The organism is Qipengyuania sp. NPDC077563 (assembly GCF_044901345.1).
GTDB classification, from domain to species: domain Bacteria; phylum Pseudomonadota; class Alphaproteobacteria; order Sphingomonadales; family Sphingomonadaceae; genus Qipengyuania; species Qipengyuania aestuarii.
The window spans coordinates 21,617-35,717 of sequence record NZ_JBJDPC010000003.1 but is presented as its reverse complement, the minus strand read 5'-3'; the positions used below and the strand labels follow the sequence as shown (position 1 = coordinate 35,717).

Annotated in this window: 8 protein-coding genes and 1 tRNA gene; 8 read left to right on the top strand and 1 reads right to left on the bottom strand. The window is 60.0% G+C overall.

Translation table 11 applies throughout. The features are described 5' to 3' along the window. Positions 1-132 precede the first annotated feature (132 nt). The 4 genes from ACI2I1_RS11215 to ACI2I1_RS11200 all read left to right on the top strand — a co-directional run bounded on the left by ACI2I1_RS11215 (position 133) and on the right by ACI2I1_RS11200 (position 4,923). Positions 133-1,149, top strand: coding sequence for a zinc-ribbon domain-containing protein (locus ACI2I1_RS11215; RefSeq protein WP_404679199.1), 1,017 nt, complete (start codon positions 133-135; stop codon positions 1,147-1,149). Between the two features lie 117 nt (positions 1,150-1,266). Beyond that, positions 1,267-1,353: transfer RNA gene (locus tag ACI2I1_RS11210), tRNA-Leu, on the top strand. 128 nt (positions 1,354-1,481) lie between these two features. Next, positions 1,482-3,587, top strand: a complete 2,106-nt coding sequence (locus ACI2I1_RS11205; RefSeq protein WP_404679198.1) for a glycosyl transferase family protein — start codon at positions 1,482-1,484, stop codon at positions 3,585-3,587. Between the two features lie 163 nt (positions 3,588-3,750). Next, entirely contained in the window at positions 3,751-4,923 is a 1,173-nt protein-coding gene (locus tag ACI2I1_RS11200) for a hypothetical protein (RefSeq protein ID WP_404679197.1), read from the top strand. 6 nt (positions 4,924-4,929) lie between these two features. On the opposite strand, the gene ACI2I1_RS11195 is transcribed toward ACI2I1_RS11200, so the two are convergent. Then, positions 4,930-7,704: a phosphoenolpyruvate carboxylase gene (locus ACI2I1_RS11195; protein ID WP_404679196.1), complete on the bottom strand. Its 2,775-nt coding sequence runs from the start codon at positions 7,702-7,704 to the stop codon at positions 4,930-4,932. Between the two features lie 231 nt (positions 7,705-7,935). Here ACI2I1_RS11195 and mtnP point away from each other — a divergent pair, with 231 nt between their 5' ends. The 4 genes from mtnP to ACI2I1_RS11175 all read left to right on the top strand — a co-directional run bounded on the left by mtnP (position 7,936) and on the right by ACI2I1_RS11175 (position 14,096). Next, positions 7,936-8,808 carry an S-methyl-5'-thioadenosine phosphorylase gene (mtnP, locus tag ACI2I1_RS11190; RefSeq protein WP_221544078.1) on the top strand — a complete coding sequence of 291 codons (873 nt, stop codon included), beginning with the start codon at positions 7,936-7,938 and terminating at the stop codon, positions 8,806-8,808. Continuing rightward, the gene (glpD, locus tag ACI2I1_RS11185) at positions 8,805-10,298 is read left to right on the top strand and encodes a glycerol-3-phosphate dehydrogenase (protein ID WP_404679195.1); all 1,494 of its coding nucleotides are present in this window, start codon (positions 8,805-8,807) and stop codon (positions 10,296-10,298) included. Before mtnP ends, glpD begins: the two co-directional genes overlap by 4 nt. Positions 10,299-10,381: 83 nt before the next feature. After that, a complete protein-coding gene (putA, locus tag ACI2I1_RS11180) occupies positions 10,382-13,522 on the top strand; it encodes a bifunctional proline dehydrogenase/L-glutamate gamma-semialdehyde dehydrogenase PutA (protein WP_404679194.1) in 3,141 nt (1,046 codons plus the stop codon). A 46-nt stretch (positions 13,523-13,568) separates the two neighbouring features. Next, positions 13,569-14,096 (top strand): hypothetical protein, encoded by a 528-nt coding sequence (locus tag ACI2I1_RS11175; protein ID WP_404679193.1) that lies wholly within the window; start codon positions 13,569-13,571, stop codon positions 14,094-14,096. Positions 14,097-14,101 lie beyond the last annotated feature (5 nt).

The following is a 14,101-nucleotide window of genomic DNA, read 5'->3' as shown; positions in this document are numbered from 1 at the left end:
AAAACTGATGCCGCCATGGTTCGAGGCGAGCCTATAACGGGCCTTCGCTGGGGAAAAAAGCCATTCAGGGCTTTCGCGCACAGTTCCGCCGCTTGTGGTGATTCGCGGGTCACGATAGAGCTTCTTTCCACGATGATTATTGCCTGTCCGGCCTGCAATACCCGCTACGTCGTGCCCGACAATGCCATTGGCATGGATGGCCGAACGGTTCGCTGTGCCAAATGCAAGCATTCGTGGTTCCAGGAAGGCGCGGAAGAAGAAGGCGCTGTCCAGCCTGCAGCCTCATCCAGGGAGCCGGTGCAGCCCGAACCCGCCCAGGATGCCGGCGCAGCCTCGGTTGTCGGAACCGGTCCGGATAAGGAAACGTCGAGGCAGGAAAACCGCAACAGGTCTTCGTTCGGAAGCGAAGAGGATCAAGGAGCAGGCGCCAATCCCGAGCCGGTTTCGCTAGCAGCCAGTACGCCTGACACAGAGCAGCCGGAGCCATCGTCCTCCCCGCCGCCACAGCGACGTCGACCAGTCGGGCGCGCGCAGGAGAGCGAGGGCGAGACTGGCGCGAAGCAGGAGATGCGGCAGCCCGATTTCGATGAGCGCCCGCCTCCCTCATTCGGTGAGGGTCGACACGAAGAGAGGGGGCCGAATTTCGACGCTCCATCCGAAGATCAGGTCCATGAAGACGATCTGATTTCTCGGTTCGACCATTCGCCGCCGTTCGGCCCGGGCCGCAACCGGCTAAGAATGTGGACATGGGCGGCGGCGATCTTTGCGTTGCTGGCGGCAGGCGCAATTTTCGCCATGTCGCGTTACGGAACGCCCGAATGGTGGCCGGTGGAACAGCCGCTTTTCGGCGAGGCACAGCCCGACCTCTCGCTATCCTTCCCGTCAGATGCGCAGCGCTGGCGCGAGCTGGAAAACAAGACGTGGATGTTTACCGCGCGCATCGAAGTGACGAACAATGCGCGCGAAGCGCGGCGTCTGCCGCCGGTGCTGATCGTTATGCTCAACGAGCGTGAGGACCAGATTTACAGCTGGGTCGTCCAGCCGCCGCAGCCCACCCTTGCTCCCGGTGAAACGGTAACCATCGACGAGGCGCGAACCGACGTTCCGCGCGGTGCTGTCTATGCCGATGTCGGCTGGGCTCCTCTCTAGACGAATCTTTCGAAATAGGTGCTTGCCGCCCAGTCGGACCGCTGCTAGGGGCGCGCTCCTACCGGCGGAAGCAGGTGGTCTCACCCATGTGAGATTCGCTTCCGATACAGACTGTGTGCGGTCGTGGCGGAACTGGTAGACGCGCAACGTTGAGGTCGTTGTGGCCGAAAGGCCGTGGAAGTTCGAGTCTTCTCGACCGCACCAACAGTTTAAAAACTGTCCCAAAATCTTACGGCACCTAAAACGATCGGCGAAGTCGTTGGAATTTTGTCCGCCTCTAGTAAATCCAGTGTTCTAGCAAAATACGTTTAAGTATTAAGGGTCGCTAATACATGGATGATGGAGCCACTTTTTTACAGTGGGCGGCGCTTGCTGTCGCAACACTCATTGCATTGTCTTCCATCGATGATCTTTTTGTCGATGCCGTATTCTGGGCTATAGTCCTGAAGCGCAAACTATTGCGATTAGGCAGACCTGGCCCTGCTTCTGCAGAATCGATTGTCGAAAAGATCGAAGCTCCGCTGGCGATCATGTTGCCGGCGTGGAAAGAATTCGATGTAATCGAAAGCATGATCCAGAATGCGGTAAATGCATTGGCATACCGTAATTACTTTATCTTTGTCGGCACTTACGCCAACGACCCCGAAACAATCGAGGCCGTCGAGAGGGTCGCTCAGCGGTATAAGCAGGTTCGTCATGTAAAGCTTCCCCATGACGGTCCGACCTGCAAGGCAGACTGCCTCAACTTCATCATTGCAGACATTATCGCGTTCGAAAAAAGCCGGGAAATAGAGTTCGCGGGTGCGGTGCTGCATGACAGTGAAGATGTATTACACCCGCTGGAGCTGCACCTCTTCAATTATCTGCTGCCTTACAAAGACATGATCCAGCTGCCGGTCGTCAGTCTCGAGCAGTGTTACTCCGATTTCGTCGCTGGCACTTATATGGACGAGTTCGCCGAATGGCATGCCAAGGATCTGCTGGTCCGGCAGAGGTTAGCCAAGGTGGTGCCGTCGGCAGGTGTCGGCACTTGCTTTTCCCGCCGAGCGATCGGCGCACTTCTTGAAGCCGGCCAACCCTTCAATACCGATACGCTGACGGAAGATTACGATATCGGAAACCGGCTCGCGGAGCGGGGGATGAAATCTGTAATCGAATTCTATCCGGTGGAATTCAGGACGCGTCGCGGGGCTTTCTTCGGTTTCGGCCCGGATCGGATGGTCACATTCAGCATGCCTCTGTGCGTTCGTGAGCATTTCCCCAACACATTCAGGACGAGTTACCGGCAGAAGGCCCGCTGGATCCTCGGAATTACCATTCAAGGCTGGTTGCAGCTGGGATGGAACCGCTCGCTCACATCGAATTACTTTCTGTTCCGCGATCGCAAGGCGCTGATCACTCCTACCCTTACGATGACGGCCTATCTGCTGTTGCTGGCCTATCTCGGCGTCAGCCTTCACGCCTTTCTAGCAGGAAAACCGCCGGTTACGCTTTTCTCCGGGCATTGGCTCGAAACCGCTTTGTTGTGGTTCAATCTTGCTGCTTTGGGGGCGAGGATGGGACAACGCATTTTCTTCGTAGAACGGATTTATGGTTGGGGGCACGCGCTTATGTCCATCCCGCGTGTATTCGTGCTCAGCTTCATCAATTTCGCTGCCTCGATGCGCGCGATCCGCATTTTTATCGTCAGCCGGTTGCGAGGAAATTCGATCGCCTGGGACAAGACCATGCATCGCTTTCCTTCCGACGAATGGCTCGGCGAGGACCGGCGCAGGATTGGTGAAATCCTTCTTTCCTGGGAAGCGGTCACTCCGCCTGCGTTGGAAAAGGCTCTAAGGGCTCAGAAGCTCAAGGGCGGTATGATCGGCGACTTGCTGATCCTCGATGGCGCCATTGACGAGGAAATGCTCGCCGATGCGCTCGCCACCCAGAGCCAGTTGCCACGTGCCGAATTGAACCTGGAGATGGTCGAAGAGAATCTGCATCTCTTCAATGAGGAAATTATGGCAAGATACAGTGTCCTGCCATTCGGGGTTGCGAAGGACGGGCATGTCATGCTTGCCGTGATCAGGCCCCTTCCATCGGTTGAAAAGGACTGGATGCGGTCTCGCCTCAGTCGACCTTTTCGCCAATATATCGTCAGGGAAAGCGTATTGCGCGCCATAATGTCTAATTTGGTCGAGCAACCGAACTGGGCTGCCCCCATTCCGCCGGTGCCAAAGGTTCACGAATGGCTGGTCGACCAAAAGCTCCTGTCCAAACGTAAGCTACGCTCTGCCCTTCAGGACTACGATATCGCGAGCGACGGTACCATTGCGCAGTACTTGGTCGCAAAGGGCGTAATTACCCAACATTTGCTGAACGATGCGATGGCCGCGCGCGCAGAATTGATCGAGAAGCACCGCAAAGAAATTCAGAAGGATCTTGTCCGTGCGTAGCCTCTATATATTCGCCGCTTTAGCATGCGTTCTGTCAGCACCGGTACATGGTCAGGATGGCGGACCGTTCGCCGACTTTGACGCTGGGAGATTTGAGGAAGCTGCGAGCGGAGCAAAAGAGGCTTTGGCTGCCGACAGTAAAAATCCTGTCCTATGGGCCCTCTTGGCCGAAGCCAGAGCGAAGCTCAATGCGCATTCGGCAGCGGCTCAAGCTTTCGCCCTCGCTGCAGAGCATGAGGTCAAGGTCGACGCGCGAAGCTATTACCTGCGCGCGCAAGCGCTTCAACTGGTTTACGCCGGGCAGCACGCCGAAGCGCGCCGTGTCATTCGCACGGCCATGGCAGAAACGGCACTTACTTCAGTCGATACGCTCGACTGGGCGATGGTCGCAATCGCAGCCAAGGACGATGCGGCGGCGCAAGAGCTTCTCGGCGATGAGACCCTTTACCAAGGCTTCACGCGCCAGACTGCACTCGACGCTGGATACAGCGCCAAGCGCGAGGGGCTCGATAAGCGGGCGGTTCGGTTCTTTGAAGAGGGTCTCTATCTCGATGAAACCGAGACTGACCGTCTGTCAGACGAAGATCGTGAGAGCATTCGCCGTGAGATTCGCGAGCTGACCCGCGACTGGTCGATCATCGGCCAGATCAGCTACAGCACATCGGGGAGACCTGCCACGCTCGGGGTCTTGCCAGACGAGGATCAGCGCTCACTCCAGGTCGGCGCCGAAGTATCGCGCCGTATCGGCGGATGGCGCAACGGGCGACCGTTCAGCGTGTTTGGCCGCATTTACCATTCCGAATTTCTCGATGACGACGCTTTTGCAAATGATGCGACACAGGGCTGGCTCGGTGTACGCTACAAACCGTTTTCCAGTCTCAATCTGAATGTCGAAGGAAGCCGCCTCATTGGTTTGGACAAGGAGGGCATCGACGAATGGTCTGTGCGTGCTGCCATATCCGGCGGGGAAGGGATCGAACCGGAATTGGGCAGAAACAACTGGAGCTATGCCCAGTTCTACGGAGACATCTCATACCTGTTCGACAATGATGTGACTTACGGCATTGCAGAGGGCCGTTATGGCCGCGCGTTTGCAATCGACAACCGGTCGACAACTTTGACGCCTTATGCATTCGTCCGTGCCGGCCTGGATACCGGACGGGTCGAGGAGGGTTCACTGGGCGCCGGCGGCGGGATAGCCCTGCGACAATGGTTCGACGAAACCGAAACTAGTGCGTGGCGCGGCTTTATCGAGTTCGACATCCAGGCACGCGAACGCATCGCCGGCGACGAGAGCGCAGGCGGCGTGATCGCCAGCATTACGATCGGGCGTTGATCTCTCTTATCCGTGCGCCCCGAACAGGTTTGCAATGGCGGTCGAGATGCGCAGGCTGAGAGCATGCGCATCTTCGATAGGGTCGATGAAATCCCGGCGGATCGCATCGTAACCTTCGCCGCCCTCACGCGGATACTGGGCGTCTTCCTCCATGGCAAAATCGCCCGTTTCCGGGTAACTCGCGGGGAAGGCCCGGCGCATCTGAGCCAGCGCCTCATCAATCCGGAGGGTGAACACCATCTCCAGAACATCCCTGCGGCTGATGTCATTGGCCCGGCTAAAGGCAGGGACGGATACGGCCTTGAGGAACATGTGCTGTAGCAAGGCTAGCCGGAGCGATTGAAGAACGCCGATGGTGCGGCGGACCTGTTCGCGCTCTGGGTGGGGCTCCTCGTCCGGTACCAAGTCGAACAGGCGGTGGAGTTTCAGTCCGTCGACCCTCAGGCGTGAGGCGAGGCGGCGGAAAACGCCGTTACGATCATCCTGAATGAGATATTCTGCCAAGCTTTCGCAGGCATTCGCGAGGTGGTCTTCGGTGCCGCGATAGGGGCGGCTTGCCCAATAGGCCGAATTGAACAGCTCACCATAAGCTGCCACCGTCTTGATGCTGGCCAAGGCATTCGACGCCCGGACCAGACGCATGATCTGGCGGCCGCGGGGCGATTCCCGCAGCAATTCGGCGATATCCTCGTAATTTCCTTCGGCCGCACTGCCGATCCCTGCGATGATATTCACCGGGTAGCCGAGCTGCTGCAGGATGGAATTGTGCGGGATTGCCCGGATCTGGCGAAGACTCATTTCGCGGTCGGCCGAAAGGTCCGACTGGCGCCGCGACACACGGCTCCCGGTCGAATTGAGCAGTCCGAGTCCGAAAGCGGTTACTGCGCGGCTATATGTTCGGCTGGCGAGATGATCCTGCTGATGATCTTTCACCGCCCGATAGAAATCGAGGGACAGGTCGGTTCGCCGGTAGAAAGGATCGGTCGGAGCTCCCGGGTCGGTATCTGCCGGTGCCAGCTCGGCAATCGTCGAAAGTGTCGCCCGTGCCAGTTCCGGCGTCGAGAAGAACAGATAGCCGTCACCGCCCTGAAAACTCGCTTCGGGTTCGAGGCGAATGCCTGCCCGAGCGAAGCGTCGGCGTGCCCACGGGCTCATCGGCCATTCGAGCCGGTCCTTGAAGCTTGCGGGATGGGCGCCGCGGCCCATGCCTTCGCCATGTGTATTGAAGACCAGCGCAGCGACATCGGTCATGTCATTGGCCGCCATCGCATCCGATAAACGGCCCTGAAGACGCTCGATAGCCAGGCTGGCGGGAATCTGGCCGACAAAGCGGCCAGCATCGGAGAACCCGGTCTGGATCGCTACGCGGCCGCGCTTGCGGGCGTAATCCTGGAAGGCCTCTTCGGCGAGCAGGGCATCGAGGAATCGGCCGCCATGTTCCAACGCAGTTTCGGTTTCGAAAAGCGGCGACACGTCGACCTTGTCTTCTATCCCAAAGAGCTTTGCGAAATAGAGCGCGGCAAGAACTGTCGCGGGCTGTTCGCATTCGGCGACAAGCATACGGATCGGTGCGTCGGCATCGATGTGCTTGAGGATTTGCGTCATGGCCAGAAACTGGCGCACGGCGGTACTGCTCTCGACAGCAAGCGAGGCGAAGTTGGCCGAAAGCGGTTCGGCATTCTTGAGCAAGTCGCGCAAGGCACCGATGGCTCCCTGGCTTCCGAGGTCGAGATCCGCACCTCCATCAATACGCGACCGAATGGCGTTATGCAGTTGCTTCGCGTTCACTCGGAAATGAATGAGACCCATGCCCAGCCCGTCCGCCCTCATCGCGGCGGCGAGTCCTTTGAGCGCGATCGCCCTTTCCTGCTCGGCAGACAGTGCTTCTTCTTCCAGCGCCTCGATGATCGGGTGGAGACTTAAGAGCTTGTCGTCGCCATCCGCGGTGAGCCGGTTGGCCGCAGCCGAGAGATCGGCGCGGTCGGACAGGTCCCCCGCAAATTCTTCTGCACTCGCTTCGGTGCGTTTCTGCGCCTTGCGCAGCCTATCTACCAGGGAGTGGGAAGCATCGATCTGTGCCAACTGATCGGCATAACGTTCCAGTCGCTGCGCTTTTTCGGCGAGGCGGAAGGAAATCGAAGTATACCACTTGATGTCGGTGCGCCCGTCCATGTCGTAGCCCACCCAGCTTGCAAACCGGAAGGGCAGCGGCTCGAGTGAGCGCCACTGGTCGGGCCATTCGCTTGCCGCACATTCGAACAGGCTGGTGTTGATCGCATCGCGGGCGTCCTGAGCGTTGGCCATCGCCGCCATCGCCCGCGAATGTTCGTAACGCAGCGTAATCTCCAGGCGGCCAGCTTCGACTGGCGCCACCGCATTGCCGCCGCTGGCCGCTTCGGCAACGACATCGGTCTGCGCCGGCGTCAGCAGGAAGGTCGGATGAGCGGTAAAGACCACATGCAGCTGCGGATGCGACCATCGTTCGCGGAACGCTTCGAAATCGCTCGCCCCGGTACAGAAGCCGGCCATGCGCTTCGCGGTATTTTTGGGCGTTACGAGGTCGCACATCCGGTCGGCGCGCGCTTCGAGCGAGCGCGTTTCGAGTTCTGCGATAAGCGTTGCAAAGTCATCGAGAGAAAGCTCACCCGCCTCCAGTTCGCGGGAGAGATCGTGTGCGAGCTGGAACACGGGATTGAAAAGCGGGGTATCCTGAGTTCGCTGGTGCAAATCGCGCAGACGATGCGTGAGAGTTGCGAAAGTGAGCGGTTGCAGGCCTGGCACAGATGTTCCCCCGGGTTATGACGATGCGACGGTTCCTATACGATGAATGCGCGTAAAAGTGCCGCGCGTGTCAACCAGGCCGGCGGTGAAGAGAAATGAATAGGTTTGCAGACCTGGCAACTTTAGTTGTCGACCCGGCTTCCCCAAGCCCCTCCCCCTTGTTAACCCAAAATGCAAACCCGTCGGCGACCCCTCGAAGCCATGGGCGCGGCGGTTAATAAGGAACTGATTATGAGTGAATGGACCATCGGGATCATCGGCGGCTCGGGCCTGTATGCGATGCAGGCGCTCGAGGACCGTCAATGGATCGAGGTTTCTTCGCCGTGGGGCAAGCCGTCCGACAAGATCCTGTGCGGCACCATCGGCAACGTGCGGGTCCGCTTTCTGCCGCGTCACGGGCGCGGCCATCCCATCATCCCGGGAAAAGTCGATTCCCGCGCCAATATCGATGCCCTCAAACGCGCCGGCTGCACCGATATTCTGGCGATCAGCGCGGTTGGTTCCCTGTCGGAAGATCTGCCGCCAGGCCGCTTCGTCTGTGTCGATCAGTTCATCGATCATACCAAGGGCCGTCCGTCGACCTTCTTCGATAATGGTTTCGTCGCGCATGTCTCCATGGGCGATCCTGTCTGCGAACGGCTCTCCAAATACGCGGTGAAGGCGGTCGAGAAGGCCGGGGGCGAAGTGACGATGGGAGCAACCTATCTTGCGATGGAGGGTCCGCAATTCTCAACCCGCGCCGAGAGCCGACTTTATCGCCACTGGGGCGCCGAAGTCATCGGCATGACCGGAATGCCCGAGGCCAAGCTCGCGCGTGAGGCCGAGCTGCCTTACGCCATGCTGGCGATGGTGACCGACTGGGACAGCTGGCGCGAGGAAGAGGCGGCGGTCGATGTGGGTGTCATCATCGAACAGATGGGCAAGAATGCCGAACTTGCCGTCGCCACGGTCGAGGAGTTGTGCCTGAGTTTGCCCAAACGGCGTCCGCCTTCCCCGATCGATCGGGCGCTCGATTCTGCGATCATCACGGCACCGGAGAAACAGGATCGTGGCCTGCTAGCCAAGCTCGATGCGATCGCCGGCCGGGTGCTGAACGAGCGGTGAGCGATCCTTTCGATCTTCTGATCATCGGCGGGGGCATCAATGGCGTGGGCATCGCCCGCGATGCGGCAGGTCGTGGAATGAAGGTCGCGCTGGTCGAGAAGGACGATCTGGCTTCCCATACCTCTTCTGCCAGCACCAAGCTGGTGCATGGTGGTTTGCGCTATCTCGAACAGTTCGAATTTCGCCTTGTGGCGGAGTCTTTGCGCGAGCGGGAGGTTTTGCTGCGCAACGCCCCGCACATCATCTGGCCGCTGCGCTTCGTTCTCCCGCACGAAGCGAGCATGCGCCCGAAGTGGATGCTGCGGATCGGCATGGGCCTTTATGATTGGCTCGGCGGGCGCAAGAAGCTTCCAGGCTCCCGGCAGGTCGATCTCGGCGTCAGTCCGCACCGATCGATCCTGCGAGACGGTTATGAGACCGGGTTCGAATATTCGGATTGCTGGGTGGAAGACAGCCGCCTGGTGGTGCTGACGGCAATGGATGCTGCGGCCCGAGGGGCAAGCATTCACACGCGCACCGAATGTGTCGGCTTGGTACGGCAGACCGATCAATGGCTGGTCACCCTGCGCGACGAAAGTGGCGAGCGGCAAGTGGCGGCAAGGGCGGTCGTGAATGCGGCCGGTCCGTGGGTCGATCAGGTGGCGAAAACCGCGATGGGCCAAGGTACTCCTGCGCATCTGCGCTTGGTGAAAGGTAGCCATATCATCGTACCGCGCGCCTATCCGGGCGACCACGCCTATATCTTCCAGCAGGATGACGCGCGGATCGTCTTCGCCATTCCCTACGAGCGCGATTACACTCTCATTGGCACGACCGATCTGCTCTACGAAGGCGATCTCGACCATGTTCATATCAGTCGCGAAGAGCGCGACTATCTTCGCAAGGCCGCGACGAAGTATTTCCGAAGCGGCGTTACAGAAGAAGATATCGTCCATACATATGCCGGGGTGCGCCCGCTTTACGAGGACAAGGCGGCCAGCAATTCAACTGTGACGCGCGATTATGTGTTCGAGCTTGAAACAGAGGGCGGCGCGCCGATCCTGTCCGTCTACGGGGGCAAGATCACGACGTACCGCAAGCTTGCCGAACACGCTCTCGACAAGCTCGCACCGCATGCCAATGTTTCCCGCAAGCGCTGGACAGCAGATGCGCCTCTTCCAGGCGGTGACATGGCGGATAGCGATTTCGCCCGATTTCTCTGGGCAGCGAGCGAGCGGTATGAATGGGTTCCGCCTGAAATGCTGCTGCGCCTCGCACGCGCATACGGCACCAGACTTGATGCGCTGATCGGCAAGGCCGGGTCACTGGCCGATCTCGGCCAGCACTTCGGCGGCGATCTGTATGAAGTGGAGGTCGAATACCTCATCGCCAACGAATTCGCTCTCGGCGCCGAAGACGTGTTGTGGCGGCGCAGCAAGCTGGGTCTCCACCTTCCGGCTGAAGCAGTGCAGGCCCTGCAGCAGTGGTTCGCTGAGCGTGAGTTACGCTAGGGCCGGAATTCACAGAGCTTGAAAGCGGCCTGCATGAGGTCCAAGTGGCCATCATCCGTAAACCCTGTTTCCCCCGGAGTCGTATGGCTTTGAATGATCCTGTCCGTCTTTCCCCGATCTCTCGCCAGGCCGTGCGCGAAGCCTATCGCGAGGAAGAAAACGCCTGCGTCGCCCGACGGATGGAACAGGCCTCTTCATCCGCAGCGAAACACGCGGAGGCGGCGGATCTTGCCGGTCGGCTGATCGAAGGCGCACGAAGCCGCAAGGCGAGCGGGATCGACGCTTTCCTGCACCAGTACGGACTGGCCACCGAAGAGGGCGTGGCGCTCATGTGCCTCGCCGAAGCTCTTCTTCGCGTACCAGACGCGGCGACGGCCGATGCGCTGATCCGGGACAAAATCGGCGACATCGACTGGTCCGAGCATGTGGGTGAAAGCTCGTCGACCTTCGTCAATGCTGCGACATTCTCGCTGATGCTTACGGGCGAAGTGCTTGAACGGCCTGAGGAAGCCCAGAGGGGCATGGGTTCGACGCTCAAGCGCACGATCAATCGCCTCGGCGAGCCGGTCATTCGGAAGGCGACGTTGCAGGCCATGCGGATTCTTGGCGGTCAGTTCGTCTATGGGCGCACTATCGAAGAGGCGATGAAGCGCGCTTCGCCGGAACGCGCTCGCGGTCTTACGCACAGCATCGACATGCTGGGCGAAGCCGCGATGACCTATGAGGACGCCGATCGGTATGCCGCGGCGTATGAACGCGCCATCGACCGCCTGGCTCGCGAAGGAACTGGCAAGGTGTCGACCAGCCCCGGCATTTCGGTCAAGCTTTCGGCGCTGCATCCGCGATATTCCTTCCTCCATGCCGACCTAGCTGTCGGCGATCTGCTGCCGATCGTCCGCCACCTGATGACCAAGGCGCGGGATGCGAACATCCATTTCACCATCGACGCCGAGGAAGCCGACCGGCTCGAATTGTCCATGGACATCATCGAGGCGCTGGCACGTGACGACAGCCTTTTCACTCGCCCAGACGGTAGCCAGTGGGAAGGTTTCGGCCTCGCCATTCAAGCCTATCAGAAGCGCGGCGTGCCCATGTGCGAGTGGGCTGCGCGTCTGGCCCGCAAATATGACCGCAAGTTCTTCGTGCGGCTGGTGAAGGGCGCTTACTGGGACACCGAAATCAAGCTCAGCCAAGTTGGCGGGTTCGACGATTTCCCTGTTTTCACCCGCAAGCTCGGCACCGATGTCAGCTATCTTGCTTGCGCGGAAAAGCTGCTGGCCTGTGACGATGTCATCTATCCCGCCTTCGCCACCCACAATGCCTATACGATCGGTGCGATCAAGGCGATCGCGGGCGGCAAGGACTTCGAATTCCAGCGCCTCCACGGCATGGGAGAAGATGTCTACGGGACGCTCGCTCAGATCGAAGGCAATGCGCGCACCAATGTGCGGATTTACGCGCCAACCGGCACGCACAAGGACCTGCTGGCCTATCTCGTGCGGCGCCTCTTGGAAAACGGAGCGAATTCGAGCTTCGTCAACCGCATGGCCGATGCCGATGTGCCGGTAGAGGAGCTGACGACATGCCCCATCGCCGACATGAAGGCGCTCGAGCCTTATCGCAATCCGGCGATCCCGCTTCCCGCAGACATCTTCCCGAACCGCCGCAATTCGGCCGGTATCGACCTCAGCGATCCGCTGGTACGCGAACCGCTGCTTGAACGACTGGAGAAGCTGGATGCAAAACAGTGGCGGGCCGAACCGACTTTCATGTCGGGGGCCGACGGCGAGGTTGCGCCGATCAACAAGCCACACGATCTGTCGGCGCAGGTGGGGACTCGCCGCGACGCACTGGATTTCGAAGTAGAGGAAGCGATCACGCGGGCGCAGGCGATCCAGCCGGGCTGGAATGCGCTCGGTGGCGAAAAGCGCGCCGTGCTGCTCGAAGCGGCTGCCGACCTGTTCGAAGAGCATACGGACGAGTTCCTCTCGCTCTGCCAGCGCGAAGCCGGCAAGACCTTGCAGGACGCCGTGCTCGAACTGCGCGAAGCCGTCGATTTCCTGCGCTACTACGCCACCGAGGCGCGCCGGTTGTTCAATCAGCCGATTCCGCTGCCCGGACCGACGGGCGAAGAAAACCGGCTCACTCTCAACGGTCGGGGCGTATTCGCCTGCATCTCGCCGTGGAACTTCCCGCTCGCGATTTTCATCGGAACGCCTGCCGCTGCATTGGCTGCGGGCAACACCGTCGTGGCCAAGCCTGCTGAACAGACCCCGCTCATCGCGGCGCTGGCAGTGGATTTATGCCATCAGGCCGGCATTCCCGAAGAGGTCTTCCAGCTGTTGCCGGGCGCAGGCGACGTGGGTGAATTCATCACTTCCGATCCGCGCATTGCGGGCGTGTCGTTCACCGGGTCGACCCAGACGGCGCAGGCCATCAACCGCAGCCTGGCCGCACGCGACGGGCCGATCGCGACGTTGATCGCCGAAACCGGCGGCCAGAATGCCATGATCGTCGATTCGACCGCGCTGCCCGAACAGGTTACGCGTGACGTTGTGGCCAGCGCCTTCCAGAGCGCGGGCCAGCGGTGTTCGGCCCTGCGGGTCCTGCATATCCAGGAAGACGTTTACGACGAGATGCTGGAGATGATCCGCGGCGCCTTCAAAGCGCTGACGATCGGCAATCCTGAAAATCTCGCCACTGACGTCGGCCCCGTCATTGATCCGGATGCCAAGGCTGCGCTCGAGAGGCACATCGCCCGCCGTCAGACCGGTGGATCGCAGGTCTGGCGCCGCCGCCTGCACCGCGGTGCATCGGCCGGTTGCTATGTCGCGCCGACCATCATCGAGGTCAGTTCCATTCTCGACCTGAAACGCGAGAATTTCGGCCCGATCCTGCACGTCGTGAAGTACAAGGCATCTGAGATCGGCCGGGTGATGGATGACATCAACGCCACGGGCTACGGCCTGACCCTGGGCCTGCATAGCCGCAACGACGACATGCGCGCTTTCATCGAATCGCGCGCCAAGGTCGGCAATTTCTACGTCAATCGCAACCAGATCGGTGCGGTCGTGGAGAGCCAGCCTTTCGGCGGCGAGGGGCTCTCGGGAACAGGTCCCAAGGCCGGCGGACCGCACTATGTTCAGCGCTTTGCGACCGAACGCGTAGTCTGCATCGATACCACGGCAGCGGGCGGCAACGCCACGCTGCTGGCAAGCGGCTGAGGCCAGTCATTGCGAATTCATAGCGCGCCGGTGTAAAAGGCGCGCCATGGTTCGCATCTTCAGACATCTTGCCGTTCTGTTCGCCTTCGCCTGGGCTTCCATGGCGGCGGCCTCGGTCGACATCACTTTCCATTCCTTCAACGGATCGATCTTCGCGGGTCGCTATCCGCACACCTTCGTGTCCATGGAGGGCACGTTGGATGATGGAACGCAGGTGAAAGAGAATTTCGGTTTCTCGGCGAAGCGCGCTGGCCCGGCTGTTCTAGCCGGTCCGGTCGAACACATCGTAATGACCGAGAAGGAGAAATGGCTGACCAAGACCAATCGCCATTTCACTCTCAGCATGACCGACGCAGAATACCGCGAGGTGCGCAAAATGGTCGAGGACTGGCGCAATGCGCCGGGCAAATATTACGACCTCGACAGCCGGAACTGCATTCACTTCGTCGGCGAGATCGGACGCATCATGGGGTTAAGGATAGAATACCCCAAAAAACTGCTGCGTCAGCCCAAGAGCTGGCTGAACCATATCTCGACCCTCAACCCGCAGCTTCGGGCCGCGCAAGTCGATTGATCGGT